The 26469-nt window shown below is 34.8% G+C and carries 27 protein-coding genes; 3 read left to right on the plus strand and 24 right to left on the minus strand.

What is annotated here, in order from left to right; all coding sequences use genetic code 11:
* Positions 1 to 15 precede the first annotated feature (15 nt).
* Genes MYRA21_RS05705 through hutH form a run of 24 tightly spaced genes read right to left on the minus strand, consistent with a single transcriptional unit; the run spans position 16 to position 19403 of the window.
* Positions 16 to 612: a porin family protein gene (locus MYRA21_RS05705; RefSeq protein ID WP_006257932.1), complete on the minus strand. Its 597-nt coding sequence runs from the start codon at positions 610 to 612 to the stop codon at positions 16 to 18.
* A gap of 9 nt (positions 613 to 621) precedes the next feature.
* Positions 622 to 1248 (minus strand): hypothetical protein, encoded by a 627-nt coding sequence (locus MYRA21_RS05710; RefSeq protein WP_006257931.1) that lies wholly within the window; start codon positions 1246 to 1248, stop codon positions 622 to 624.
* Positions 1226 to 1855, minus strand: a complete 630-nt coding sequence (locus MYRA21_RS05715) for an outer membrane lipoprotein carrier protein LolA (RefSeq protein WP_006257930.1) — start codon at positions 1853 to 1855, stop codon at positions 1226 to 1228. The genes MYRA21_RS05710 and MYRA21_RS05715 overlap by 23 nt, the downstream gene beginning before the upstream one ends.
* 4 nt (positions 1856 to 1859) lie before the next feature.
* Positions 1860 to 2621, minus strand: coding sequence for a polysaccharide deacetylase family protein (locus MYRA21_RS05720; RefSeq protein WP_006257929.1), 762 nt, complete (start codon positions 2619 to 2621; stop codon positions 1860 to 1862).
* Positions 2615 to 3628, minus strand: coding sequence for a beta-ketoacyl synthase N-terminal-like domain-containing protein (locus MYRA21_RS05725; protein WP_006257928.1), 1014 nt, complete (start codon positions 3626 to 3628; stop codon positions 2615 to 2617). The genes MYRA21_RS05720 and MYRA21_RS05725 overlap by 7 nt, the downstream gene beginning before the upstream one ends.
* 3 nt (positions 3629 to 3631) lie before the next feature.
* Positions 3632 to 4828: a beta-ketoacyl synthase gene (locus MYRA21_RS05730; RefSeq protein ID WP_006257927.1), complete on the minus strand. Its 1197-nt coding sequence runs from the start codon at positions 4826 to 4828 to the stop codon at positions 3632 to 3634.
* Positions 4829 to 4834: 6 nt separating this feature from the next.
* Complete coding sequence (locus MYRA21_RS05735) at positions 4835 to 5092, minus strand: phosphopantetheine-binding protein (protein ID WP_006257926.1); 258 nt, start codon at positions 5090 to 5092, stop codon at positions 4835 to 4837.
* Complete coding sequence (locus MYRA21_RS05740) at positions 5092 to 5718, minus strand: hypothetical protein (RefSeq protein ID WP_006257925.1); 627 nt, start codon at positions 5716 to 5718, stop codon at positions 5092 to 5094. Before MYRA21_RS05740 ends, MYRA21_RS05735 begins: the two co-directional genes overlap by 1 nt.
* Before the next feature lie 2 nt (positions 5719 to 5720).
* The gene (locus tag MYRA21_RS05745) at positions 5721 to 6845 is read right to left on the minus strand and encodes a beta-ketoacyl synthase N-terminal-like domain-containing protein (RefSeq protein ID WP_006257924.1); all 1125 of its coding nucleotides are present in this window, start codon (positions 6843 to 6845) and stop codon (positions 5721 to 5723) included.
* A 1-nt stretch (position 6846) separates the two neighbouring features.
* On the minus strand, positions 6847 to 7293 hold the full coding sequence (locus MYRA21_RS05750; protein ID WP_006257923.1) for a thioesterase family protein: 447 nt from the start codon (positions 7291 to 7293) through the stop codon (positions 6847 to 6849).
* Positions 7268 to 8533, minus strand: coding sequence for an ABC transporter permease (locus MYRA21_RS05755; RefSeq protein WP_016361600.1), 1266 nt, complete (start codon positions 8531 to 8533; stop codon positions 7268 to 7270). The genes MYRA21_RS05750 and MYRA21_RS05755 overlap by 26 nt, the downstream gene beginning before the upstream one ends.
* A 7-nt stretch (positions 8534 to 8540) precedes the next feature.
* Positions 8541 to 9293: an ABC transporter ATP-binding protein gene (locus MYRA21_RS05760; RefSeq protein WP_006257921.1), complete on the minus strand. Its 753-nt coding sequence runs from the start codon at positions 9291 to 9293 to the stop codon at positions 8541 to 8543.
* Positions 9293 to 10288, minus strand: a complete 996-nt coding sequence (locus tag MYRA21_RS05765; RefSeq protein WP_006257920.1) for a BtrH N-terminal domain-containing protein — start codon at positions 10286 to 10288, stop codon at positions 9293 to 9295. The genes MYRA21_RS05760 and MYRA21_RS05765 overlap by 1 nt, the downstream gene beginning before the upstream one ends.
* Positions 10289 to 10291: 3 nt before the next feature.
* Positions 10292 to 10699 carry a hypothetical protein gene (locus MYRA21_RS05770; protein WP_006257919.1) on the minus strand — a complete coding sequence of 136 codons (408 nt, stop codon included), beginning with the start codon at positions 10697 to 10699 and terminating at the stop codon, positions 10292 to 10294.
* 3 nt (positions 10700 to 10702) lie between these two features.
* Positions 10703 to 11161: a hypothetical protein gene (locus MYRA21_RS05775; RefSeq protein ID WP_006257918.1), complete on the minus strand. Its 459-nt coding sequence runs from the start codon at positions 11159 to 11161 to the stop codon at positions 10703 to 10705.
* Complete coding sequence (locus MYRA21_RS05780) at positions 11162 to 11602, minus strand: hypothetical protein (protein WP_006257917.1); 441 nt, start codon at positions 11600 to 11602, stop codon at positions 11162 to 11164.
* Positions 11603 to 12736, minus strand: a complete 1134-nt coding sequence (locus MYRA21_RS05785) for a beta-ketoacyl-ACP synthase III (protein ID WP_006257916.1) — start codon at positions 12734 to 12736, stop codon at positions 11603 to 11605.
* Positions 12737 to 12744: 8 nt separating this feature from the next.
* Positions 12745 to 13650 (minus strand): flavodoxin, encoded by a 906-nt coding sequence (locus MYRA21_RS05790; RefSeq protein WP_006257915.1) that lies wholly within the window; start codon positions 13648 to 13650, stop codon positions 12745 to 12747.
* Positions 13650 to 14534 (minus strand): lipid A biosynthesis acyltransferase, encoded by an 885-nt coding sequence (locus MYRA21_RS05795; protein ID WP_006257914.1) that lies wholly within the window; start codon positions 14532 to 14534, stop codon positions 13650 to 13652. The genes MYRA21_RS05790 and MYRA21_RS05795 overlap by 1 nt, the downstream gene beginning before the upstream one ends.
* A gap of 5 nt (positions 14535 to 14539) precedes the next feature.
* Positions 14540 to 14788: a phosphopantetheine-binding protein gene (locus MYRA21_RS05800; RefSeq protein ID WP_006257913.1), complete on the minus strand. Its 249-nt coding sequence runs from the start codon at positions 14786 to 14788 to the stop codon at positions 14540 to 14542.
* Positions 14789 to 14796: 8 nt separating this feature from the next.
* Positions 14797 to 16017 carry a beta-ketoacyl synthase gene (locus MYRA21_RS05805; protein WP_006257912.1) on the minus strand — a complete coding sequence of 407 codons (1221 nt, stop codon included), beginning with the start codon at positions 16015 to 16017 and terminating at the stop codon, positions 14797 to 14799.
* A gap of 3 nt (positions 16018 to 16020) precedes the next feature.
* Positions 16021 to 16752 carry a 3-oxoacyl-ACP reductase FabG gene (gene fabG / locus MYRA21_RS05810; protein ID WP_006257911.1) on the minus strand — a complete coding sequence of 244 codons (732 nt, stop codon included), beginning with the start codon at positions 16750 to 16752 and terminating at the stop codon, positions 16021 to 16023.
* A 14-nt stretch (positions 16753 to 16766) separates the two neighbouring features.
* Entirely contained in the window at positions 16767 to 17876 is a 1110-nt protein-coding gene (locus tag MYRA21_RS05815; protein WP_006257910.1) for a WG repeat-containing protein, read from the minus strand.
* 9 nt (positions 17877 to 17885) lie between these two features.
* Positions 17886 to 19403 carry a histidine ammonia-lyase gene (hutH, locus tag MYRA21_RS05820; RefSeq protein ID WP_006257909.1) on the minus strand — a complete coding sequence of 506 codons (1518 nt, stop codon included), beginning with the start codon at positions 19401 to 19403 and terminating at the stop codon, positions 17886 to 17888.
* Between the two features lie 116 nt (positions 19404 to 19519).
* Between hutH and MYRA21_RS05825 the strand changes: the two genes are divergently transcribed.
* The 3 genes from MYRA21_RS05825 to mnmG all read left to right on the plus strand — a co-directional run bounded on the left by MYRA21_RS05825 (position 19520) and on the right by mnmG (position 25874).
* Positions 19520 to 20770 (plus strand): NAD(P)/FAD-dependent oxidoreductase, encoded by a 1251-nt coding sequence (locus MYRA21_RS05825; protein WP_006257908.1) that lies wholly within the window; start codon positions 19520 to 19522, stop codon positions 20768 to 20770.
* A 2764-nt stretch (positions 20771 to 23534) separates the two neighbouring features.
* Positions 23535 to 23954 carry an rRNA maturation RNase YbeY gene (gene ybeY / locus MYRA21_RS05830; protein WP_006257906.1) on the plus strand — a complete coding sequence of 140 codons (420 nt, stop codon included), beginning with the start codon at positions 23535 to 23537 and terminating at the stop codon, positions 23952 to 23954.
* Between the two features lie 42 nt (positions 23955 to 23996).
* Positions 23997 to 25874, plus strand: a complete 1878-nt coding sequence (mnmG, locus tag MYRA21_RS05835) for a tRNA uridine-5-carboxymethylaminomethyl(34) synthesis enzyme MnmG (protein ID WP_006257905.1) — start codon at positions 23997 to 23999, stop codon at positions 25872 to 25874.
* Positions 25875 to 26469: the final 595 nt, after the last annotated feature.

The raw sequence follows: 26469 nt of genomic DNA on the forward strand, positions 1-26469 counted from the left end.
AGTAGCCAAAAGAGATTAGAATCTAAAGTAAGTTCCTACTTGAAGTATATTGTTGCGCATTTCGCCATTATCACTATCATAGTAATAATCATTAATACCAATCAGACCAGGCATCCAGCGAGCTTCTATCCCGATGCGCTTGGTAATATCAATACCGACACCTAAATTAATAGTTAGGTCTACTGGGGTCATTTCTGATACGTTATTATGAGCTTGGATGGCAATACCTGGTCCTACCTGAAGATTCAATCGACCAAAGTGAAACTTATTAATCACATTGATATCAATATACCCCATTTTTAAATCAACTGAACGACCATGTCCATTCTCATAATAGATTCTGTCAACGATATTATCTGCCCCTTGACGAGAGTACACTAATTCTGGTTGAAGCGAATAAAACTTAGCTAAGCGTATAGGAAGTTGCACCCCTACATAGAAGTTTGTACGGGAGTCCCCCCCAGAGTTTACAACACTGCTAAAGTTCCATCCTCCACGAACACCAGGCGTTAGTATTCTTTGTTTCTTTTGTGCATAAGACTGACTTATACCCATGATTAATAAAAGTGTAAGTAATAGTTTTTTCATAATTATAGTATCTGTGTGGTTCATACTTCTTATTTACTCATCAGTCATAGGGGTAAGTATTATACGCATCGGAAAATTGTAATGTTCTATCGATAAGATAGGCTTATCATTCTCTGATTGTACATAATTATATGATACTTTAGCTTTCTTCGGTGTACCATAGACTAGGCGAGAAACTCTGCCTAAGGCATTGTCCCAAAACACGACAGTCTCTAACTTATTATACCTTCCTAAGAAGACTGTATCGTCTTCTCTTAGACTAAGTTTCTTCACAGGTAACTGAACAGCAGTAAACAACTGAAAATCTTTAGCTAAGATATTTAATATTAGCTTCTTATTTATATCACTCATCACATAATTAACAGCATATTTATCCGAATAAATAGAAAAATCAAATAATGTGTTTCCAAAATCAGAAGTCATAACCACTCTGTGCTGATTCTCATCCATGCGCTTAACCACTAAGAGCCCACTTAGTTCGTGTTTAAACACTGTCATATTTGCCCTAAAGATGTGTTCTTCACCTAGGGTAGCAAAATAGTTATTCTCGATAACACTCTCCTGAGTAATAAAGCTATCTGTATAAATACCATCGAGCTTAATACTCTTACACGATACCGCTAAAAGGCTACACAGACTAATTAGTAAAACTCGAATCATTTAGTTTGATATTCGTTTTCTTATTCTTAAATACGATGCGTGTGTAGTCATCCGAAGGCTCCACTAACTTCACTTCAGATACAGTACTCTGCCCTTCATCGAAGTATAAAACGATTTGTGAGATATACTGAGATATATCTTTACTTAGAGGGATAAGCTTCGCTATACTGCGTTTATTATCTCTGAAATAAGAAATTTTAAACTCCTTTTCATCAAACATATTCCCACTGATACTGCCTACAATAAGGTTATTGATCTTAGCGAACTTCTTATTATTTCCTATATCTACCTTGTTTTTCTTGCCTTGATCATTGATACTTATTTTATTGTCTTTAAAGGCAATGCTGTACTCAAACGGCGTACTGTATTTCCACAGTAGCTTATTAGGCACTTGTAGTAGCATTTCACCTTTTGACTCGATATCTTTTGACATAAAGCTCATATGCTTATACTGCGTAAAGTCTGTAGATAAACTTGTTATTTCTTTGGTTTTAGAGACAACCTCTTTCTTAAATGAAGCAATCTCAGCTTGACTCATTGCTTTTTCTTGTGCCAATGAGACTGTTGTCATCACCAGTAAAAACAATGTACTTAATACCTTTTTCATACGTTTAATCATTTAATAATTGGTCTAGAGTGACCATCTCATATCCCTGTTTAGTCAGTTCGATAAGCAGTAGCTCTAGCGCCTGCACACTCTTATCTGTCGTATCGTGTAGTAAGATAATAGCTCCAGGTCTAATCTTGTGTTTTATACGTTCAAAAATACGTTGTTCTGTTTCAATAACAGTATCTAAAGACCGAATATTCCATCCTGCTATCTTATAAGTTGTTCTAGCCAAGGCTTTAGCGATATTAGGATTAGTCACCCCAAAAGGAGGTCTGTACCACCTCGGTCTAATACCGGTGGTATCTACTATCGTCTGTTCTGCTGTTATTATCTCTTGATAAACCTCATCTGCTGAGAGAAACCCCATACGTGTAGTGTGTGTCTGGGTATGGTTGCCAATAAGATGACCTTGTGCTAACACCTGTAGAAGAATGTCAGGATGCTGTGCTACTTGATTGCCAATGCAAAAGAAAGTTGCTTTTGCCTTATACTGTGCCAATAATTCAAGTACTTTAGGAGTGAATAGGGTAGGACCATCATCAAAGGTAAGGGCTATACGCTTGCGCTTCTCCTGTTTTTGATGAGATACAGCCTTTGTAAACACGTTTAATCTCATATCAAATGCACCCCAAGCAAGTAAGCCTATCCAAAGCACTCCACCTAAGATAAACCACCAACTGCGAACTGAATCTGTAAAAATAAGAATAACAACTACTGTTGAATACAAGATTCCAAAGAAGTTGATACGTTTAAATCTCAGCATTTTCTAAGTAAAGTTAAACTGTGGTCTTTTCCGTCAAACTGATTATACACTAAAACATACGTTACCGACTTGGACTCACCTGTGCTAAATAGTTGTTGGTATTTAAGCATTTCGCAGGCATTTAAAAGACCAAATGCCGAAGCAGTATGATACTCTCCACTAAACTCTTTGAACGTCTCTACGGCACTATTTGCACACGTAGTTTGCGCATGTAAGTAATAATCTCCATCGTTCGAAGTCAGATTACTACCCAGTACTAAAACGTCAATCTGCTCAGTAGTTAAGTTATTTCGAGACAAGAAGCTTTCGATAAAGTCTTGTACTGAATCTATTCTGTTGCAAATATCTGTGTCGACAATCTCCGCATAAGACTGCTCAGACTGCTGCTTATCTAATACTAAGAAAGTAGCTCCCTCCCCATAGTTAACCCCTTTAGAGAATATCTCTTCTGGTGTATTTATCTTCTTCGCCAATTGAAGAAATCTCATCGTAATATCTCCTATCTCATCTACACCTCCGATTAAAGCATTGTTTAACTCACCTGACTGTATCTGTAAAATACCGTCCAAAAGAGCAGACTCAAAAGAAGTATTTTGATGTACATAAGTAAAGTTATATCCCATACACTGTAGCTGTAGAGCTATCTGCCCACCTACTGTATTATGGGTAGATTGAATAAACGAAGTAGGAGTAAGGTAACTCTCGTTGTTCTCTAACATCGTAGATAAAAACTTCTCAGAGTCTATCAGACACCCTAATCCTGTGCCAGTAATCACAGCGTCAGGTATCGTTATATTAGCCTCTTCTAATGCGGTATGTGAAGCGAATATCCCCATCTTCACCCCCTTAGCCATACGTCTAATCATCCCAGCAGGGATAAGATCTCTATAAGAAGGTTGTTTCGCTAGATTAATACCCTGAGACACCTGTGTTAAAGATGTAGCTTTAAAGTTTCTAGATCCCTCTTGACAAGAGACAGACCCTAGTCCATTTACATACACTTTCATAGCTTAGATTTTAGAGAAGATAACAGTCGAACAATTACCTCCAAAACCAAAAGAATTTGATAATACAGTATTAATCTCTTTGTGCATTAGAGTAGTCTGTGGTCTTATCGAAAGTTCTTCCATTGGAGTAACGAAGTTTTGGTTCGGAAATACTACACCATGTGTCATTGCAAGTATACTATATACCGATTCTATAGCTCCTGCTGCTGCAAGAGTATGCCCTGTATAGGGCTTTGTAGAGCTAAACACAGGCATAGCATCTTCGAATATGCGTTGCATCGCTCTTCCTTCTGATAAATCGTTGTTCGGAGTAGCCGTACCATGTGCATTGACATAATCGATTTGATTAGGAGATAGATTAGCCATTTTTAATGCCTTTTGCATCGCTAAGTAAGCACCTTCACCATTCTCTGATGAGGCTGTCTGATGGTATGCATCATTGGCATTAGCATATCCACTTACTACACCTAGTATAGTTCTACCGTCTGCTATAGCGATATCTTCACGCTCTAGTACTAAATAAGCAGCAGCTTCTCCTAGATTTAATCCTTTGCGATTGTGATCAAATGGCGTATTATATCCATCTGTAAGAATCATCAAGGTATTAAACCCATTAACGGTAAACTTAGACAATGCATCAGTACCTCCTACGATAACACGGTCTAACTTACCCACTCTAAGCAATCTAGATCCTTGCATAATCGCATTCGCAGCAGAAGAACACGCAGTACTAATCGTAGTCACTAATCCGTGAAGTCCTAAATAATCTGCTATCTTCTCTGTAGAGTCACCAGCTCCCTGTGTATCAATATACTTTCTGCTCTCTACGCTAGTCTCAAACTCATAAAAGAACTTCTCAGTATAATCCATTCCACCTACAGAAGTAGAAGATATCAATCCCGTCTTACGGTCATTGATATCTTGTATTCCTGCATTTGTAACAGCCTCTCTAGCTGCATATGCTCCTAGTAAAGCTGTACGCGTATAATTATTATCACTGCTCAATCCTAGTGCTGTAATTAACTCCTCAGTAGTCATTTTGACTTCACCTACTTTAATTACTCCACGGTGAATAGACTCGAATAAAGTCAGTTCATCTATACCAGATTGACCTGAAATAAGGGCATTGTAGTTCTCTTCGACAGTATTACCTATCGCAGAGATAATCCCCATACCTGTAATAACGATACGCTTCTGCATAGCAAATTATTTAGTTCTGTTAGCAGCAATATAAGTTGCCATTGTTTCAACTGACTGAAAGATACTACGTCCTTCTTTTGGATCACTTAACTTAATCCCGTAATCTTTGTCCATTAATACAATTAACTCTAAAGCATCAATAGAGTCTAATCCTAGACCATCGCCGAATAGTGGATCGTTATCTTGGATATCTTCCACTGCAATATCTTCTAAGTTTAATACTTCAATGATTTTTCCTTTTAATTCAATCTTTAAATCTTCCATTATATCTTATGTATTTCTTTAATATTCTCTTTTGTGTGTTCTATTTTTCCTTGTTGTTGAGGTTCTACGACATACCCAAAGAACTGATACGTTCCTTCTAAATACTCTACCCAAGCACAGACAACCTTCTTCGCTCTATTAGTCTCTAGTAAATACGATGCTTGTGCATACATCAAATCAATATCGAAACGAGGCGAAATAAAAAACGTGTTCTCTGACTGTAGTTTATGTCTTATACTAACCTCTGCCAAACATATATTAGCCAATGTATAGACAAATACGGCAGGGCTAGGATAGAAGTTATCTCTGTCCACTATCGTCTCACTGTGTTTCAAGTCTGTATCTAGACTAGAACTAGCATTGCTAAACAACAGTGCAATATCATGGGTCGGTTTTTCAAATACCTCATCCATCAATAAACATTCTGCTCCAATAAACGCTAGCTTACTCATCGGATCCATTTTGAAAAACTTCGAATAATCTATTTCATTTGCTTTATAATATGCCTTAACAAAGGCAGCAAAGTCACCTTTATCTCCAGTAAATACGACTTTATCATTAAGGCTAACTACTTCGTCTGATACAGTACACCATTTGCTGATGCTATATTTATATTGTTCAGTCATATTTAATTTCGTTTAGCAATTAATAAAGCAGTATTAGACCCCCCAAAACCAGACGCTGTCTTCAAGGCAATATTTAAAGGTAATGTACTCTTCGTCGTAATCATATTCAAGACTCTAGATACACCTGATACTTCATAACCTCTAGAGACAACCAATTGATTGTGCAGCATACTTTCTATCACCATCACAAGTTCTAACAGTCCTGCAGCTCCTAGTGTATGTCCAAAATACCCTTTCAGACTATGAATAGGTGTAGTAGCCAAAGCACATCTATCAAAAGCGATAGACTCCATCTCATCGTTATAGTTAGTCGCTGTACCATGAGCAGATACTAAATCAACTTGCTCAGCTGTAATACCCGCTTCTCGCAATGCTCCTTGTATACTTAGATACAGTCCTTCTCCTGTACGTGAAGGGCCTGATATATGGTTTGCATCTGCTATAGAAGCTTCTCCTATCACTTCGAATGCTACTGTGTGCTCCTTGTGCTCTGATGATAAATGTATCGCTGCTGTAGCTTCACCTAGTGTAACTCCTTTTCGAGTAACATCAAAAGGTCTACATGGCTCATCACTCATCGCCTGAAAACTATTGAAGCCAGATACTACAAATGGCGTTAATTCATCCCCTGCTAGAATATAAGCATCGTCGCATTCTCCCATCTGTATCATTCTCTTACCGACTGACACTGCCAAGATACCCGATACACAAGCATTACAAACGACAATAGGTAGTGTACTAAATCCAAACAAATCTGCTATGCGCTGTATCATCACATTGATATCTGCACCTGTAGCACCTGTATGAGCTAGGTCGCTAATATTACCTTTAGTCGTAGCTAGAATCAGCTGTGACTTAACAGAAGGTTTTTTTTTGTCTATAATAGGCTTAAGTGCAAGGATAAGCATCTTCTCTAAGCGTGTATATACACCTGATATATTCAGCTTACTCCACTGTACTTCTATACTAGTATCCTCTATCTGACCTGCATAGATATCCTCTATAAAGCCAAGTTGTTTGACTTTCTTTATTCCTGATCGACCTTCTTGTATTCCTTGCCATGTTAGTTGCTTATCAGCACCTACACTACTCAGACAAGAAGTAGATGTGATATATACTTTCTTCATATTACAACAAACCTACTGTTCTTTTCCACTCCTCATAAAAAGCAGGCAACTGCAAAGACAAGTTCCCTTCTTTATCTAAAAATACCTGTACGGTTTCGCCTGTACAGACTATTTCATCCTTCTGATTAAATATCTTAAATCTGAATATAATCTTAGCCGCCTGTGTATTGATATAACTCGTTTCTATACGCAATACATCCCCATACTTTACTGTTAGCTTATGTGAACAAGATGAAGATACAATAGGTGTCACATACCCATTATCAATAGCGTCTAAGTACGATATCTTATACTTGCGACCGAATGCTTCTCGACCATCCTCAAAATAGGTTAGATAGTTTCCATGCCACACAATACCTAAAGCATCCGTCTCATTAAAACGAACCCTTACTTCTGTTATCTCCACTAACGGAGATACTTCGTTATAAAGATCTTTTTTTCTTATCATAAAACAGAGCAATTAAAAGTATTAATAATGAGAACAAAAGTAGCAAAATAATCATATAGCGTGCTTGCCATAAGCCTCCATCCCTTAGTAGGATAGTATAGTACCCTTCTAATGCCCAATTCATAGGTGAGGCACTAGCGATATACTGCATAAAACTTGGCATCGCAAATGTAGGTACCCATACACCACTCACTGCTGCAAGTATAACTACAAACGTAGCTCCAAAAGGAGAGGACTGCTCTTGTGTCTTAGCTATTGTCCCTAACAATACACCTAGGGACACTGCAGCTAATCCTGAAAACAGTGTAACAATAGTAAGTCCAAATAGAGTATTACTAAACTCAAATGAAGCTAAACCTATCATTGGGAAGAGATACTTTCCTACTAAAATGATGAGGTAAAACTGCAATAAACATATCGTTAAATAAGTAAATACCTTCCCCCCTAAAGTAATCATAGACGAGGTAGGCATTGTATATAATCTAATATTTGTTCCTTGATTTTTTTCTTTGACAATATTCATCGCTAAGGGTACGATGATAAAGAAAATAGCAAATAGACTCCATGCAGGTACATTGTGTTGTACTGCATTTGGGATTTTATTAAACTCCTCATCTTTAGGCGCTATCTCTTTGAAGCTAATTAAGCTCTCCTGAGCGAATAATTCTTGTGGTTCTGAACTCTCGCTCAACTGAGTTGCAAAAGCACTGTATATCGTCTTATTCTCTATCGTAGCAACTATCTTATCTATTGCTCCTTTAATCCCTTCCTTAAAAGAAGTCTGTAGAGCAGGGTCAAAGTATAATTTAACTTCCTTCGGTGTGAATGTCTCTTGCGTACTAAGCGAATCTCCATCCATAAAGTGTGCGACTACACGATTAACATTACTATCTATGCGTTCTGTTAAACTACTACTTAGATGCTCAGGAATTACGATAGCCAACTGATATTGCCCTTTAAGTACAGCTTCTCTTGCTCCTTGTTCTGTCAAAGGGCTATTGTTCATCTCACTAATAAACTCAAATGTACCAGACTGTTTTACTTCAGTGATTAGCTTATTAGATATCTCGCCTTTATCATTATCAACCAATAGAATTTCCATCTTTTGGTTAGTGATGTTCTCATAGGTGTTATTCTGAATTAAGGTAACTGTAATTACTAAAAATACAGGCATCACAAAGAGTATTGCCAATCCACCAAAGTCGCGAATCAACAACAAGAATTCCTTGCGTATGGTCATCCACAGTTTATACATCATCTCTTAAATTCGTTCCTGTTAGAGATAAAAAAGCTTGCTCTAAAGTCTCTGTATTGGTTTGTTCTTTTAATTCTTCACTGGTACCTAGTGCATAGATAGTTCCCTTGTCAATAATAGCAATCTCTGTACACAATTCTTCTACCTCAGCCAGGTGATGTGAAGTATATAATATTGTCGTTCCTCCTTGGTGCAATTGCTTTAAGAAGTCAACAATAACGAGTCTTGATTGTAAGTCTACACCTACTGTTGGTTCATCCAAAAACAAGATACTCGGTTTATGCAATATTCCTGCTATTAGATTAACACGTCGCTTCATTCCACCAGAGAATGTATCAACTCTTTTGTGTTTAAAAGCTTCTAGTCCTAAATAATCAAAGTAGTAATTAATTCTTTCTTTGAGTGCCTTCCCTTTAAGTCCGTACATACTCCCCAAGAAACACAAGTTCTCGTAAGCAGTGAGGGTAGGGTATAAGGCATACTCCTGAGGGACTACACCTATCTGTTGTTTGATAATACTAGCATGTGTACGATATGACAATTCATTAACTAGTAACTTACCTGATGTAGGTTTAATCAAACCACATAACATAGATATCAATGTGGTCTTCCCAGCACCATTAGGCCCTAAGAAACCAAAGAATGTTCCTTTATCAATACAAAGTGTCAAGTCCTTTACAGAAAAGAACTCACTCCCTTCATATTTCTTATAGAGGCATTCGATATCTATTATCTTCTGTTGCATTATATTGCTTTTTTCAATTTTTTAAAGAATTGTTCTTCTCTATCTGCTAAACTTAATAGTTCTTTAGATAGCGCGATATATACATCATCTCCATTCTTTCTCTTCTTGTATACCCGAGCAGCATTAACTGCAAAGTCACGCCAACTATCACCGATAGCAGTCATCTCTTGAGACAATTCTATTAATCTAGTATTGCTTATTTTGTTCCCTGCTTCTTGTAAAAAGGCAGCATAGATAAATCTAAAACCTCCTCCTCCAGTACCAATTTCTTCTTGCATACGCACCATTTGCGCTAAGTAATGATTTGCTTTAGCTCCACCGACCTTCTTAGGCCACTTCACAATAGCTCTTGCTACCATACGCATTCCCTTTACACCAACAATAGGTACAGGAGCAAGCATATCTGTACAAGTCTTTCTGATCGCTTTTTTGATTGCTTTTTCCCAATCTATGGATTGAGGTATTTCTATAGGATAATAGATTTGTCCTTTAGGAGCAAAAGCCCCTTGTGCAAAACGTACACGCTCTAACTCTTGTGGAGTTAACACTGTCGTACTTTCCATCACAGGGTCACTTACTAAGAACCTTTCATCCTCTTTGCCATAAACAACTAAGTTATGTGCATTAAAATGGAATCTATATTCATCAGGAAAATAAGGTAAGTGATATACACCTACTTGTAATCCACATGGAATCCCTTCTGTTATCTTTTGTTCTAAGACTTGTTGTGCCTTAGCTTTATTAGAAAACTTAATACGCTTTACCTTTAGCCCTAATCGCTTTGCCAAACGATTAAAGATTAGCCCTGGTAAAGGGCGATAACTAATTGCAGGTGCATGATTTACTTTGATAAAAGGTAAATACACATAAAACAGACCAGAACCTAAACCAAAAGCCATTGGTTCGCTAATCTTTATCCCTTGATTAGTTAACAAATTTGAAGCAACACCGTTTTCACAGTGTGCTGATTGATGATGTATAAAATCTACAGTCATAACTTATTCCTTTCCCTTAAATGCTTTTAATTCAGCTACTGTGATACCAAAAGCATCTGCATATCTCTGTAATATCGTATTGCTTAATTTATTAAACACAGTTGGTTTAAAATGTCTTTTGACTCTCCACTTCCACATTGATACATAAGCACATAATGTTTGCATATCCATTCTATTCACTTCCATGTAGTACACAATAGGACTGTAAACACCATCTATCACTTGATGTCTCGCTTCATTCACTCTTTCTTCTATTTGAGACAGGGTAGCTTCTTGTACTATTGTTTTAGTTTCCCAACCTGAGCTTAATGCTGTCACATATTCTCCATCATCATTCACAGCATAGCACAGCTCCTTAATATCATTTTCTTTTAGACTACTCTTGTCTTGTGGTACATCAGACTCTTTCATAAGCTATTGTTTTTGTAGAAATAGATTGAGTTCAGCACTCATAATCTCATCCTCTCCTAATAAAGTACTAACCTGCATCACACAGATGACAGTATCTCCTCCATCTATTTTAGAAACCAAAGATCCCTTAGTAATAATCATTTCTCCGACCTTAGGTAGTTTATCTATCTTCACTTTTTTTATCGAACTAATAAAGCCTAGTACACTGACGTTCTCTCTTTCATTATCATTCTCATCAAAGAAAAATGACTGACCAACTATAGCAGCGCAAGTCTGAGCTGCATTCTCTATTAGTGCTACCTCTTGGAGTTCTCCTTTAGTGACGAATAAGTTATCTTCCTTTATTAAAAAAGTAGTACTTACCGTTTTACTCCCTATTTCACTAATGATATCTACCATAAGCATCGGTTCGCGATGAGGTAGATAATTTTGAATACTTACAGATCGAGTAGAACGTCCCATCTATTCTTCTTTAGCTAATACAGTCTTCATCGAACCTGAAGCAATTACTACTCCTTCACAATACGTAACTAATTCTACTAAGGTCACTCCCATAAATTCTTGTAGAATATCAACCTTTGTATATATTGTATCACCTACTTTAGGTAAGTTATGTATATCTATCTTCTTGATAGACCCAATATAGCCAACTGGTGCAGGCTCATTACGCAAATGAAACTGATACCCTGTATGCAGTGCTACAGACTGAGCCATATGTTCAATTATTCCTACCTCTCTCAGCACATCGCTATTTACACACAGATTATGTTCATCTATTGTTAGTCCAGCAGTTATACTAGTCTCAGTATATTCATACAAAGCATCTACCATAACTATTGGTTCACGTTGAGGTATCAACTGTTTGACTAAGTTGCGATCTATTATATCTACTAATTTATCCATCTATACCACTTTTAGATAAGCATATGCATAAGAGAATCTTCCACTCTCTGGAACGGACAACATAATGCGATCACCTGATTTTAATTTACCTGAATTCATCAGTTCTTCTAACATTAGATAAATCGAAGCTGACCCAACGTTACCAACACGCTTAAGGTTCATAAACCATTTGTCTTTTGTTATTTCTATACCTGCTTCAACAAATTTAGTATATAAATTATCTACAAAATAATGTGATGACACATGTGGCAAAAAATAGTCTATTTCGCCTGTTTTGACATCATATTTTTCCATTGCACGTTTCATACTATCCACACCTCTTTCCAATATATTGTCATTTAGTATCTTCACATCTTGTTTTAAAGAGAATACAGATTCAGTCAACCATTCACTAGAAGAATAATCACTCCAAGGTTTGATAGAACCATCTTCTTGTTTATCTCCTCCAGCATACATACACGCTTCTAATTCATAAGCGTATGAGTAAGCATCCATCCACAATACTTCTAGAGAAGTAGTATCTCTAGGCTTATCCTCTAATAATAAAGCTGCCGCTCCATCAGATAACATCCAGCGCAAAAAGTCTTTTTTAAATGCGATAATAGGAGTCTGTTCCAGTTCCTTTAGATTGTCTATCTCAGCTTCAAAGCGGTCTGCTTTCATCCATGAAGACACACGTTCAGATCCTGTACAAACAGCATTCTTAGAATTACCAGACTTCACTGACATATAACCAAATTTCAATGCACTCATCCCAGAACAACACACCCCAGAAGCAGAGTTTAGTTCTACTGATTTTGTTTTCATTAGACCATGTACCATAGCTGCATGAGAAGGCAACAAATGATCAGGTGTAGAAGTACCACATGACAATACCTCAATATCCCTTAAGGTAAATTGATTATCACATAATCCTTTTATTGATTCAAATGTCAAATCACTATTGTTATGTGTTACATAGCCATTACTATCAATAGCATAATAACGTTGTTCAATTCCATTGTTACGCAATACAATACGTCTCGCTTTTGATTCTTTATTGTCTATCTTACCTAATTTGGCTTCCATCTGATCATTATCAACAGCTTCATTAGGCAAAAACTTTGCACTTTTTGTTATATATACTTTATTCATAATAGTAACTAATCTATTCCTTGAAAATACTTTTCGTCCTTTTTTATCTTCCAATATTTCAATGGATATAACAAGAGGTGAATCATATGCACGATAGGTGAAATCAACCATATCGCGATAAATAAATAATAATTAAATATCTTTAATAATGTCTTTCTATTTTTACTCTTATAGATTAACGCTGACCATACCTTAAATATTCTATTGGCTTTCTTATCCATAGATACTAAAAAATGCCTAACTTCTACAGCCCCTATATTTACTAGCTCTGTCTGCATACCTTGATAATTTTCTTTAAAAAGATAATTTTTTATAACCGTTCCAAAACGGTTGCTATTCATTATCTCTTCATTTGATATACCTGGTTTAGGCAAAAAGCCCCAGACTCTGCGTTGCTTACCACTAAACATCCAATCGACAATCGTAATAACACTTACCAAATTAATATGTCTATCTACAAGTGCTATATTACCAACCAACTGTCCATTGACATCCTTCAATAGTTTTTTCATCTTTTCTTGTGCCATAACCCACATATTACGGCTACCACTCACTGTCACTACAGGAGTATTAGCAAAAATATGCTGTGCATATTCACTCTTTAAAAATGAATTAATCGGAATAGATGGGGAGAGATACCACACTTGATACCCTAATATGATTAAATCATACTTAGTGTTTAATATTTCATCAACAGGAGCAATTACAGGTTGTGCTATCTGTCTAAAAGATTCTGGAAAAACATTAAAGAAATCTTCTTTGTTCCAAGGAAATAAAAAGTCTTGTTCTAACTGTATTTTACAATACGTAATTTCTACATTATCATCTAACTGAATAGGCTCAGTAAGTCTGTCTAAGACACGCTTAAGCTGTCCTGACTGAGAATAATATAAAACAAGTACTTTTTTTTTCATTATTTCTTACTATCTGTATCCCAAAAATCATAGTAATTAAACCACTGTAATGGATACTTCTTTACAATCTGAGTAACACTGTCACAATATGATTTTAATAGATGCTGCGCATCTCTATGTTTTACCTCTGCACGTCTAGTGTACAAATGGTAGTGTAAATTAGCTTCCTTCATCACATATACATACGCAACAGGTACCTTCATACGAGAAGCTATACTAAATGGACCAGCTGGAAATACAGCTTGTTCACCTAAGAATTCCTCTGTCAAGACCTTTGTCCCTGGAAAATATCTATCTCCAGTAAAACAAATAATCTCGTTATTAGACAAACAATTATTAATCTCAAAAATGTGAGACATATCATCTTTGACAATAATAAAATTAAGGTTTGTCTTAATAGATATACTCTCAAAATACTCTTTGATAAATGAGTGCTCTCTATCCGTTGTTACCAAATTTATTTGACATTCAAAATCTATATCTGCAAAGAAATATTCTGCAACCTCAAAATTCCCCACATGAGCACTAATCAGAATTGCCCCTTTTTTTTCTTCTAATAATTGCTTTAATATTTCTATGCCATCAAATTCGTAAGTAAAACGGTTGCGTAAACCTAAAGAGATAGCTGTTTTATCAATAAGTACCTGTCCAAATCTAAAATAACTCATATACATCATCATTACAGATTTCACTATTGAATATCTATGCCTATGATGTAAATAATAGTATAATGACTTATTTGACTTCCATGCTGTTATTAAATAATAAAAAGCTACAAATACTAGAACACTATAAGCTGTTCTAATACCGAGCTTCTTTATACAAAAAACAAATATTCTATATCCTAAAAGTGTCCCTTTAGATTTACCTTGCCATTGTGTCATTTTAATTACTTAGCTGCAACTTTTGTTTCTATAAGTGTATAAAAATCTTGAAATGTTACAATATTTGCAAAATCAGCTTCTACTAACTTTACCCCAAAATTTGACTCTATTAACACAACTAAGTCTACGTAATCTAAACTATCTAAATCAAGACTTTCTTTCAAGTTATTATCATTTGCAATAACATCCTCATCTACTTCAAATTCTTCTATTAAAATTTGATTAATCTTTTCTAAAATCTCTTCGTGATTCATTTCTTACTTTATATTTTTTTAACTACTAATGCTGAATTTGTTCCACCAAATCCAAAAGAATTAGACAAATATATATCAAATTTTTTATCTAAAGTTTGGTTAATTATATTTAATCTACTCGAGTCTTCATCTGGATTTTTAAAATTCAGGTTAGGAGCAATAAAATCGTTATTCATCATTAACGTAGAATACACAATTTCTGAAGCACCTGCCATCCAACATTCATGTCCTGTAAGAGACTTTGTAGAACTCACAGCAGGAGAATATCCTTTAAATACTTCATGGATTGCTTTAGCCTCATTAGCATCTCCTAGTGGAGTAGAAGTAGCATGTGCATTCACATATCCTATTTCATCTATAGCAACTCCTGATTGTACTATAGCTCTATGCATAGCTGTAGCTGGTCCTTCTACGTTAGGTGTAGAAATATGACCTCCATTAGAAGAAAAGCTATATCCCATAACCTCTCCTAGAATAGTAGCTCCTCGCTTCATAGCTGATTCATAACTTTCTAAAATTACTGTCGCACCACCACCACTAGGTACCAAACCATTACGACTACTATCAAATGGTCTAGAAGCCTTATCTGGTGCTACTCCTTCTTCTGCAAACACTCCTAATCCATCAAAACTAGCCATAGCATAAGGGTTAATCTCCTGTGCACCTCCACATATAACGATGTCTTGTAGCCCTCCTTTGATCATTAAGTATCCTAAACCAATAGCATGTGATCCACTAGCACATGCTGCACTAATAGTCATGTTAATACCTTTTAGTTTAAAGATAGTTGATAGATTCATTGTCACTGTAGAATTCATAGATTTGAATATAGCGCCAGAACCTATTAAGGCAGTATCTTTCTTCTCTCTAAAAATATCTGTTGCTTCTATAACAGCCCTAGATACACTGTCATTTCCATAAAGAATACCTACCTCATTCTGCTCTAAATACGCATCTGTAATACCTGCATTCTTCAGTGCTTCCACTGTAGCTACATAAGCATACTCTGTCTCTTCTCCAATAGAAATACGCTGTCTCCTACTCAATTCATTCTTAAGATCTGGACGAGGCACCATACCTGTATAGGCAGATCTAAATCCCTTATTATGACGCTCCTGATCATAAATAATACCTGACTTACCTGTATACAATGATTGCTTTACTTCATCTAAGTTTAATCCTAGACAAGAGTAAATTCCCATACCTGTAATTACTACTCTATTATCCATATACTAAGAATATATACCTCCATTAATATTAATCACTTCTCCTGTGATATAACCTGCCTTATCAGAAGCTAAAAAACCTACTAAATCAGCTACTTCCTCTGCTTTTCCGAAGCGATTAGCAGGAATCATCTTCACTAATTCCTTTTGATCTAATTCAGCAGTCATATCAGACTCTATAAACCCAGGTGCCACAGCATTCACAGTTATATTTCTCTTTGCTACCTCTTGTGCTAATGCTTTAGTAGCTCCTATCACACCAGCCTTAGCAGCAGAGTAGTTTGTCTGTCCTGCTGTACCTTTTACACCTGATACAGATACAATATTAATTACACGGCCATATCTATTGCGCAACATCTTTTGCATAAAGAATTGCGTTACATTATAGAATCCATTTAAACTTGTTTGCAGTACTTTATTCCAATCTTCTAAAGGCATCCACATAAATAGACCATCACTAGTAATCCCCGCATTATTAACAATAACTTCTATTACAGCTGCAGGATTAGCCTCTACCCATTGTGTTAATACACTAACTACATTCTCATGATTACTAACATCAAACTTAATAATCTCTCCTGTTGATCCTAATTTATTTACTTCAGCTAAGGTCTCTAATGCCTTTTCTTCATTAGACTGATAATTAATTAATATATGATACTTTTTATCTGCTGCTAGACGCAAACATATTGCTCTACCTATTCCTCTTGATCCACCTGTAACTATAGCAGTTTTCATACTTTTAATAACTTTTATTTACTAAATAATTCTAAGTTGTCATACCATTTATTGCCTAACAACTCTCCTTGGGTATTGATATAGCCCCATTTACCCTTATATTTTACACGAGCTAGTCCATTAATAAATCCACTACCTCTCTTTCGATAAACATAGTTTCTAGCATTTATCTCATATTTAAAAGGGATTAACTCTTTACCCTCTTTATCTATAAAGCCCCACTTTTTATTGTAGCGAGCAGCAGCTAATCCTTCTGTTCCAAAAGCTAATACATAATCATACTTAAATGGTATTACTACCTCATTTTTAGTATTAACATAGCCCCATTCACCATTTACTCTAGCAGAGATTAATCCTTCAGATAATTCCCCCATGTTTTCATACATAAATGGGATAACCTCATGTCCGAGACTATTTATCATACCTACTAACTTTTCTTTTTTAGCAATGATATAATCCATATTCTCTATCGAAATAATCTTAGTTACTTCAGGTAATTCTATCTTCTGTTCATTGTTCCACAAATAAAATATCTCATTTTCTTTTACCCAAGTTATCCCATTGTGATATTCACCAACAGCATCATACATACACGATACTATAATATTACCTTTTGCATCGATTATACCCCATTTACCTTGAGATAATGCTTTAAAATATTCATCATTTAAATACATTATTTTCTCATAAGTAGGCGGTACTATGACTACTCCTTCCTGATTAATTAACCCTACTTTTTCTCCTGGTTTATAAAACGCTACTCCACCTTTAAAGTTATAAGTCTTTCCTAACGTTTTAAATGGTTGATTCTTCTTATCGATATAAAACCAATCTTTGTCATTCAACACCATCGCTATTCCATAATTAAAGTCTTTTACCTTATCATAAGAAGGCGATATAACCCATTCCCCTTTTTCATTAATAAACCCCCATTTATTTTTTTCAAAAACAGCAGCAAGTCCTTCATTAAAGCTTCTAGCTTCTTTAAACCTTGGTGGGATAACATGTACTCCCTTTTCATTAAGAAAACCTATCTTCCCCTTCTCCTTAAACAAGGCTAATCCTTGACTAAAACTACATATAGTAAGTAGTGATATACAGCATGTCAAAATAAACCTATTCATAGACAGATATTATTGTTTTAAATAATCTTTCACTTTTTGTAGATATGGATACATTACTACATCCTCAGCAAATGTTGGGATGATGTTACGTACTTCTTTATACCACTCTTGTGTTGGTAAAGATAAGTTATCTTTACAATTCAATGCATCTATTGCTTGAGCCAAAGTAATCATTTGAATAGATAATACTTCGAAGCTATTTTCTATCACCTTATCACATAATACAGCTGCATTAGTCCCCATACTTACGATATCCTGATTATCATTATTATTAGGAATACTGTGTACATACATAGAGGTAGATAATGTCTGACACTCTGCTGTAGTAGAAGTAGCAGTAAACTGTACTCCCTGCATCCCGAAGTTAAACCCAAGTTTACCCAGGTTTACGAATGGTGGTAACAGCTCATTAATCTTAGCATTCAAAAGATAGTTAAGTTGTCTCTCTGATAACATTGTCAATCTCGTCATCACTAACTTTAGTTTATCCATCTCTAACGAGACATAATCTCCGTGGAAGTTTCCTCCGTGATATACTTGTTTAGTCTCCATATCTACGATAGGATTATCATTAGCAGAGTTTATCTCGTTCTCTAATACTTTTTTTACCTCTTGTATGGTATCATACACAGGACCTAAGATCTGTGGTACACATCGGATAGAGTAGTACTCTTGTACTTTATCCTTGAAGATACTTTCTTGATTCTCTCCAGTATATAAATGTTCGGCTCTTTTTCGCGCCATTTTACTACTCACTAATGTATCTCGCATTGCCTTTGCGATATACTGTTGACCTTTGTGCTTTTTAGCTTGGTTAAGTTCTACAGAATAGTGGTCATCATACGCACTTACAAGCTCATTAATAGCACAAGACATCTTAATAGACCAATCTAATAATCTATTTGCATTTTGCCAATTCAGAATACCTATACCAGTCATAACAGAAGTACCATTCATAAGTGATATCCCTTCTCTAATGCGTATCTCTATTGGTTGTAGTCCTTCTAGTTCAAAGACTTCTTTTGTATCTCTTCTCTCTCCTTTATAGAATACTTCCCCTTCTCCAATTAATACTAATGCTAAATGCGCCAACTGTACCAAATCTCCACTAGCACCTACGCTACCATGAGCGAAAATCAATGGTGTAATATGACGATCTAATAACTCCTTCATCAAGGTAATAACAGTCAGGTTAACTCCTGAATATCCTAATGACAATGTATTCAAACGAGCTAATATAGCCGCTCTAACTTGTGCTACTGATAATGGTGTTCCGATACCTGAAGCATGACTTCTTATTAAATTATACTGTAGCTGAATACATTCCTCCTCTTGTATTCTATATTGAGCCATAGGGCCAAAACCAGTATTCACGCCATAGATTACTTTATTCTTTGAATAATCAAGTAAAAACGAGAAACTATTCTCTACACGTGTTACTAACTCTTTAGATAAAACTATTTCATTTTTATCATTTAGTATAGTTATAAAATTTTCTAAGGTTAAGAAGTCTTTTAAGATATTCATTATAAGTCTATTAATATTTTTTAATTAAATGCTTTCAAGAATTGAATATTGTCAATAACTTTGATAGTCATAATTTTAAGGCAAATTTAATACTATTAACAAAATAACAATATAAAATGTTAATTGAAAATGTAGATGTTCTAGTTATCGGTGCTGGACCATCTGGTAGTGTAGCTGCAAGTTACCTTCACAAGATGGGTATTAGTGTGAAAGTAGTAGAGAAAACTAAGTTTCCTCGAATAGTTGTAGGAGAGAGCCTTATCCCCAGAGTGATGGATCACTTCGCAGAAGCAGATCTATTCCCTTCTCTAGACAGTATGGGGTTCCAAAAAAAACCTGGTGCTCGTTTTATACGTGGTAAGGAGATTTGTATTTTTGACTTTAGCGATAAGTTTTCAGAAGGATGGGACTGGACTTGGCAAATCCCTCGTGCTGATTTTGACTTGGCTATTGCTAACGAAATGATTAAAAAAGGGGTTGATCTTGAATTCGAATCTGAAGTAACCCATATAGAATTTAAAGGCACAGACTCTATCACTACAGTGATTGACAAAAACAAACAAGAAAAACAAATACATGCCAAATTCTTAATTGATGCTAGTGGTTATGGTCGTGTATTACCACGTTTACTCAAGTTAGATGCGGCTTCGAAACTGAGCCCACATTCTGCAATATTTAGCCATATCAGAGATGTGAGGAGACCGGAAGGAGTAGAGGGTACACAAATCTCTTTTGACATTCTAGAAACAAAAGTGTGGCTATGGGTAATTCCATTCTCAAATGGTAATACTAGTGTAGGTATCGTAGGCCCTACAGACTTCATAGAATCATTATCGAATAACAATTCGACTAAAGAAGCACTAGAAAAAGCAATCACATTATCTGATTTCTATATAAAACGCTTTGGTGATTTACCATTCGAATTCGATCCAATTAAATTAGCCAACTATTCTATCAGTGTACAAAAAATGTTTGATGATGGCTATGTATTGACTGGTAATAGTACAGAATTCTTAGATCCTGTATTCTCTTCAGGAGTGTGTTTTGCAACAGAATCTGGTATGTTAGCAGCCAAACTAGCTATAAGACAAATCAAAGGAGAAAAAGTAGATTGGCAAGCTGAATATAGCGACCACATGAATAAAGGTATAGATGTATTCACAACCTATATTCAAGAATGGTATACGGGTAATCTACAAGAACTATTCTTCCACCAACCCGAAAATCCAGATGTAAAAAGGAAGATATGCTCTGTACTAGCAGGGTATGTATGGGATGATCAAAACCCTTTCGTTAAGAAACACAACAGTGTAATACGCAATATGGCACACCTTATCAAAATGGAAAAGGAAAGCAAAAACGTTTAAAATAATAGATAAAAAATAGCCGCTCTGTACAGAGTGGCTATTTTTTTGTGCCTATATATAGGTACACTAGAATCATTATTATAATCATATTTGATCAAAATGCCCTCTAATGGAGTGAATAGCGCTAATTGGTCAAAATGACTCTAAATGAAGTATATAAATAGTTATAACTAACTAAAACATAATAATATACACATTATCTTTTTTATTTTGTTCGGATAGTGTTCGGTAGTACCCAGTATTTACTTGGGATAGGAGGTGTTTTACCGAATCGTACTAAATCTCTACCCGAACAATCTACTAACTAAATACACTACATTTTCATCTACTAGAATTTAAAAAATCAAGAATATTCTTAATCCTAAATAGGCAAAATAATACCTTATTTTAAGGTCAAAAAAATGCGTTTTTTACTCTCAAAAAACACATCAAAAACTAGATCAAAATACAGTACCGAAATCTCTAAAAAAAGAGCAAAAAATACAGCTATAAAAGCTTGCTTAAAACTCAAAATAGAGAGCATATTTCAATAAAAAAATTATCTATTCGATAAAGAAATAAGAGGTAAAAACAATACAAAAATCTTAAAAAGACACTTCATTCTACCCCCCGTCATGGCTAAAAAAACTCCTGTCCATACCTCAAAAATGAGTACGTAATCTCTCCAATCTTACCCCAAATTCCACTAACCAACTAACCCAAATAATAACCTCGGGACACTTAATTTTGAACTCAAAAATACAATCGAAACTCTGTTTACATCCTCAATTAGGGGTATAAAAGGTGCTAAAACTCAGATAGTAACTAAGTTTACTATATTTCCTAATGTATTATAATACAGCGATTTATCTTCATACACCCCATTGTTAATAAGAAACAGTATAACACTGATATTAAACAAAGTAAGAACTAACAATTTGTGTTGATAACTGTAAAAAGTTTGAAAAAAGTATTTTTTGTTTATTTCAAAAAAATTACAATACAGCTCATGCACACATATTTGCAAATTTATTTTCTAAAACATATTGTGTGGATATTAAGATCAAAAGTATAGGTTGTGAACAGTTTTACACACCCTCATTTATCTAAAAATAACTGTTGATAACGAAAAAGTCTCTTGTTAATAACCAATCTAAACTATTTGTTTTAAATGATTTGGGAATTAACAACCTGTTGATAAGTATTAATAATTGATTTTATAGAATTTATAGAGAAAAGTTATTGTACATATTAACAGACAATACTATACTATTAGTTTATTTTAAAATTTTAAAAAATCTATTTCTATATATTATAGTTGTTAATAACGTTGATAAGTGTTTTTGTTTTTCATATTTGGTGTTATGTATTGTTGAGTGTGAAATATTGAAATTATAAGGCGTTGTTTTTTAAAGGAGACTTTAGAAGGATGACGGTTAAAATTTTCGAAGCCTCTGAGGTTTGCTTATAAATTTTTGATAGGGTAGTAGGTCGCTATATGAAAAATATAGACGGTTGGTTTTTTTGAAAAGTAGAAATGTTCCACGAGGAACATTCCGAAACATCGCCTTGTATTTTGCGTATATTTTCTGACAGTGGAAGTGAGGTAAAATATCTAAATTATGAGAGGTTGTTTTTAGTAAAATTTGGCTCTGATTTTTTAGTGTTTTTTGTATCGTTTTTAAGACTGTTTCTTGCCTATTTTTTTGCTGTGATTTTTAGGTTCGATTAGAGGGATTATTTTAGAATTTTATTTCTCTATTTTTTATTAGCAGGATCATATTTTTTGACTGAGAAATTTAAGAGGTAGGTTGTTTTCATATTGTTTAAAATCTCTGGTGATGTAATCCGATTTATTGATCCAGGTGATATTTATATTTTTCTTTAAAAGAGAAAATCTTAGTCTTTTTTGATTTTGTGTTTTTTTCTCCTTGAGTCTTTATTGATGAAATGCTAATTGTTCCTCGTGGAACATTTTTGAAGGTTTTTATATTTTTCTTTTTTCATTGGATTGATTTTAGACTTTACTCATTTTTTCTCATTGGTTGAGAAAAATTTGTCAAGTAGTATTTTTTTGTTTTTGCTAGTTAATAAAAATGCTTCTAGATTTTGATATTTGAGCTTGAGATTATTTTTCTTCAAAATATGAGTTTGTGGGGAGTATATTTTTTAAGAGAATTAAATTTCGTTGTTTTTGGTACATTTTTTCAACGCGCTGAGAATCGCGTATATTTTTTTTTCTGACGATTGGTACGTTTTATCGAAAATATGGAAAGGAGAGATTTTGAGCTTTTTTATTATTTTAGTTTCCTCATTGTTCTTCTTTTTTATTTTGACCTTGGATAAAAAAAGTGAAGCGTTGAGATTGTCATATTTTGTTTTTTGTTTCAAGTGAAAAAAAATAGAGTAGTGGTAGTGTGTTGTTTTTGTATCACTAGATATTTTTTCTAATTGTTATAGATCTAAGTAGGTGTTTCGTTTTCTATTTGCGTAACTTTGGAACTTGATAAGTCTGTATATTTTATACAGATCTTTTTTTACAAGAAAACAACGCTGTATAATTTCGATATATTATTTTATTGAAGTGTTAGTATTAAATATCAAAAGCTAAGCGGGTTGTTTTAGAATGGAGAAGGCTTTTTAAGTCTATTTTTAGGCATTAAAGCCTAAAGGATTAACTATCTGTGTTTTTAGTTTGTAAAATTGATATTTTAAGGGCTTTTTAAGTCTATTTTTTATTTTTCCGTGTACCTTTGCAACAATTATTTTTTAATAGAGAAAAAGAATGATATTTTTTAACTATGAAACTGATTTTCAATTAGTTGATGAGACTAAATACGAAGATTGGATTGAAGAGATAGTGACTTCAGAAGGATTGATCCCTGGGGATATCAGTTATATATTTTGTGACGATGCTTACTTACATGAGATTAATGTTAAGTATTTAGATCATGATACTTTGACAGATATTATCAGTTTTGATTATTGTGAAGGAAAGATTGTCTCAGGTGACATCTTTTTATCTATAGAGAGAGTACGTGATAATGCTAAGGACTTTAATGTTGATTTTGACGTTGAGTTACTAAGAGTTATGTCTCATGGTGTCTTACATTATTGTGGTTATAAGGATAAATCTCCTGAGGATGAACGCTTAATGCGTAGTAAAGAAGAAGAGAAAATGACTATGTTCCACGTGGAACAATAGTGTTTTTTCAAGTATTTTAATTTAAATGTTTCACGTGGAACAATGAGTATATTCGCTGATAAATATGATGTAATAGTAGTAGGTGGTGGGCACGCTGGTTCAGAAGCTGCTGCTGCTGCTGCAAATATGGGTTCTAAAACTTTATTGATTACAATGAGTTTGCAGAACATCGCTCAGATGTCTTGTAATCCTGCAATGGGAGGTATCGCAAAAGGGCAAATCGTAAGAGAGATAGATGCATTAGGAGGTTACTCTGGTATTGTATCTGATAAGACTGCGATCCAGTTTAAGATGCTTAATAAGTCTAAAGGACCTGCTATGTGGTCTCCTCGAGTGCAGTCTGACCGTATGCGTTTCTCTGAGACTTGGAGGCTTATGTTAGAGGGAACACCTAACCTTGATTTTTATCAAGATATGGTGAAATCTTTGATTATTAAGAATCATAAGATTGAAGGTGTAGTAACTAATCTTGGGTTAGAAATAAAGGCTAAGACTGTTATCTTAACTAATGGTACCTTCTTAAATGGGCTTATCCACATCGGAGAAAAACAGTTCGGTGGTGGTAGAGCTGGAGAGGGGGCTGCTTATGGAATAACAGAAGACCTAGTGAAAGCTGGTTTTACTTCTGGCAGAATGAAAACAGGTACACCTCCTAGGGTAGATGGTCGATCATTAGACTATAGTAAGATGGAAGTACAAGGTGGAGATATTAACCCTTCTAAGTTTTCTTACCTAGATGTGACACAACCATTAGTTCAACAAAGAGACTGTTTTATGACGTATACTTCTCCTGAAGTACACGATTTATTAAGAGAAGGATTTGATCGTTCTCCGATGTTTACAGGTAGAATTAAGAGTATAGGACCACGTTATTGTCCATCTATAGAAGATAAGATTAACCGTTTTGCTGATAAAGATAGACACCAAATATTCGTAGAACCTGAGGGGTGGAATACTTGTGAGATCTATGTAAATGGATTCTCTACTTCACTACCAGAAGACGTACAGTTTAAAGCTCTTCGTTCGGTAGCTGGGTTTGAGAATGCTAAGATATTTAGACCTGGGTATGCTATCGAGTACGATTATTTTCCACCTACGCAGTTAAAGCATACGCTTGAAACTAAGCTTGTAGAAGGACTATATTTCGCTGGGCAAATCAATGGTACTACAGGTTATGAAGAGGCAGCTGCACAAGGGCTAATGGCTGGTATGAATGCTGCTTTAAAAGTAAGAGAAGAAGGAGAATTAATCCTTAGAAGAGATGAAGCATATATAGGTGTATTGATAGATGATTTGATCACGAAGGGGACAGAAGAGCCTTATAGAATGTTTACATCTCGTGCGGAATACCGTACTTTATTACGTCAAGATAATGCTGATTTTAGATTAACACCGAAGTCTTATGAACTAGGCTTAGCGTCTGAAGAACGTATGAGAAGAATGGAACATAAGCAGACTGAAGCAGAAAACTTCGTTCAATTCTTTAAAGAAACAAGTGTGAAAACAGAGGAGGCTAATCCTATTTTAGAAGAGAAAGGATCGTCTCTAATGAGTCAACCTGATAAGATGTTTAAGGTATTCTCTCGTCCACAAATCGAGTTAGAAGATATCCTTAAATTCGAAAAGGTAAAAACTTATATAGACGAGCATGATCTAGATCAGGAGATCATAGAGCAAGCTGAAATCCAAGTGAAATACTCAGGGTATATAGAGAAAGAAAAGAACAATGCTGATAAACTTAATAGGTTAGAGGATGTAAGAATCCCTGCTAATTTCGATTATGATAAGATAGTATCTCTATCGTTTGAGTCACGTGAGAAGCTTAAAAATATTAAGCCTATTACGATATCTCAAGCTTCTCGTATCAGTGGTGTAACGCCTACAGATATCTCTATCTTGTTAATCCATATGGGTAGATAAGCAGGTTTAGCAGGCTTGAAAAAATATAGAAGGCTGGTATGTTCCACGTGGAACATACCAGCCTTTTTTTATGGATGGAACTGTATAGAATAATATAGAAGTAGTGTAGTAGGTACATATATTAGAGCATAGAGTAGGTAGACGTATAGTGTATCATATGTAAAGTTCAGAGTACTTATTTTGGCGTTATTATTAGCGGTTAAGGATATGGTATCCTCTCTATAGTTATTGTGTTTTGTATTGTAAAGGATAGTCTAATACTCTTGAATTTTTACTTTATAAGAGGTATTGAGTAGATAGTATTTGATGCTTTAGTTTTTACTTTCTTTTAAAGGAGAGGATGAGTTTATACCTTAATACTATATTAGAAAGTACTCTTATCTATATGCTTATTTACTTTCATAGTGATTATATAATTTTACTACACAGTACTAATTTGAGTAGATAAAAGAAAGTAGAATATTCGTAAGAGTTTATATTTATGTATAGTTATCTGGGTTGTCTTCTATCATTTTTTATTTAGAGAATAGGGGATAATATTATGTAATGAGTTAGTACTTTATGGGGGTATTATGATTGGCTATTTTAAAGAAGA

Source organism: Myroides sp. A21, assembly GCF_000807225.1.
Classification (GTDB): domain Bacteria; phylum Bacteroidota; class Bacteroidia; order Flavobacteriales; family Flavobacteriaceae; genus Flavobacterium; species Flavobacterium odoratimimum.

What these genes read in the sequence shown, in the direction of transcription:
- MYRA21_RS05705 (WP_006257932.1), bottom strand. Translation starts at nt 612, where the DNA reads ATGAACCACACAGATACTATAATTATGAAAAAACTATTACTTACACTT.
- MYRA21_RS05710 (WP_006257931.1), bottom strand. Translation starts at nt 1,248, where the DNA reads ATGATTCGAGTTTTACTAATTAGTCTGTGTAGCCTTTTAGCGGTATCG.
- MYRA21_RS05715 (WP_006257930.1), bottom strand. Translation starts at nt 1,855, where the DNA reads ATGAAAAAGGTATTAAGTACATTGTTTTTACTGGTGATGACAACAGTC.
- MYRA21_RS05720 (WP_006257929.1), bottom strand. Translation starts at nt 2,621, where the DNA reads ATGCTGAGATTTAAACGTATCAACTTCTTTGGAATCTTGTATTCAACA.
- MYRA21_RS05725 (WP_006257928.1), bottom strand. Translation starts at nt 3,628, where the DNA reads ATGAAAGTGTATGTAAATGGACTAGGGTCTGTCTCTTGTCAAGAGGGA.
- MYRA21_RS05730 (WP_006257927.1), bottom strand. Translation starts at nt 4,828, where the DNA reads ATGCAGAAGCGTATCGTTATTACAGGTATGGGGATTATCTCTGCGATA.
- MYRA21_RS05735 (WP_006257926.1), bottom strand. Translation starts at nt 5,092, where the DNA reads ATGGAAGATTTAAAGATTGAATTAAAAGGAAAAATCATTGAAGTATTA.
- MYRA21_RS05740 (WP_006257925.1), bottom strand. Translation starts at nt 5,718, where the DNA reads ATGACTGAACAATATAAATATAGCATCAGCAAATGGTGTACTGTATCA.
- MYRA21_RS05745 (WP_006257924.1), bottom strand. Translation starts at nt 6,845, where the DNA reads ATGAAGAAAGTATATATCACATCTACTTCTTGTCTGAGTAGTGTAGGT.
- MYRA21_RS05750 (WP_006257923.1), bottom strand. Translation starts at nt 7,293, where the DNA reads ATGATAAGAAAAAAAGATCTTTATAACGAAGTATCTCCGTTAGTGGAG.
- MYRA21_RS05755 (WP_016361600.1), bottom strand. Translation starts at nt 8,533, where the DNA reads ATGACCATACGCAAGGAATTCTTGTTGTTGATTCGCGACTTTGGTGGA.
- MYRA21_RS05760 (WP_006257921.1), bottom strand. Translation starts at nt 9,293, where the DNA reads ATGCAACAGAAGATAATAGATATCGAATGCCTCTATAAGAAATATGAA.
- MYRA21_RS05765 (WP_006257920.1), bottom strand. Translation starts at nt 10,288, where the DNA reads ATGACTGTAGATTTTATACATCATCAATCAGCACACTGTGAAAACGGT.
- MYRA21_RS05770 (WP_006257919.1), bottom strand. Translation starts at nt 10,699, where the DNA reads ATGAAAGAGTCTGATGTACCACAAGACAAGAGTAGTCTAAAAGAAAAT.
- MYRA21_RS05775 (WP_006257918.1), bottom strand. Translation starts at nt 11,161, where the DNA reads ATGGGACGTTCTACTCGATCTGTAAGTATTCAAAATTATCTACCTCAT.
- MYRA21_RS05780 (WP_006257917.1), bottom strand. Translation starts at nt 11,602, where the DNA reads ATGGATAAATTAGTAGATATAATAGATCGCAACTTAGTCAAACAGTTG.
- MYRA21_RS05785 (WP_006257916.1), bottom strand. Translation starts at nt 12,736, where the DNA reads ATGAATAAAGTATATATAACAAAAAGTGCAAAGTTTTTGCCTAATGAA.
- MYRA21_RS05790 (WP_006257915.1), bottom strand. Translation starts at nt 13,650, where the DNA reads ATGAAAAAAAAAGTACTTGTTTTATATTATTCTCAGTCAGGACAGCTT.
- MYRA21_RS05795 (WP_006257914.1), bottom strand. Translation starts at nt 14,534, where the DNA reads ATGACACAATGGCAAGGTAAATCTAAAGGGACACTTTTAGGATATAGA.
- MYRA21_RS05800 (WP_006257913.1), bottom strand. Translation starts at nt 14,788, where the DNA reads ATGAATCACGAAGAGATTTTAGAAAAGATTAATCAAATTTTAATAGAA.
- MYRA21_RS05805 (WP_006257912.1), bottom strand. Translation starts at nt 16,017, where the DNA reads ATGGATAATAGAGTAGTAATTACAGGTATGGGAATTTACTCTTGTCTA.
- fabG (WP_006257911.1), bottom strand. Translation starts at nt 16,752, where the DNA reads ATGAAAACTGCTATAGTTACAGGTGGATCAAGAGGAATAGGTAGAGCA.
- MYRA21_RS05815 (WP_006257910.1), bottom strand. Translation starts at nt 17,876, where the DNA reads ATGAATAGGTTTATTTTGACATGCTGTATATCACTACTTACTATATGT.
- hutH (WP_006257909.1), bottom strand. Translation starts at nt 19,403, where the DNA reads ATGAATATCTTAAAAGACTTCTTAACCTTAGAAAATTTTATAACTATA.
- MYRA21_RS05825 (WP_006257908.1), top strand. Translation starts at nt 19,520, where the DNA reads ATGTTAATTGAAAATGTAGATGTTCTAGTTATCGGTGCTGGACCATCT.
- ybeY (WP_006257906.1), top strand. Translation starts at nt 23,535, where the DNA reads ATGATATTTTTTAACTATGAAACTGATTTTCAATTAGTTGATGAGACT.
- mnmG (WP_006257905.1), top strand. Translation starts at nt 23,997, where the DNA reads ATGAGTATATTCGCTGATAAATATGATGTAATAGTAGTAGGTGGTGGG.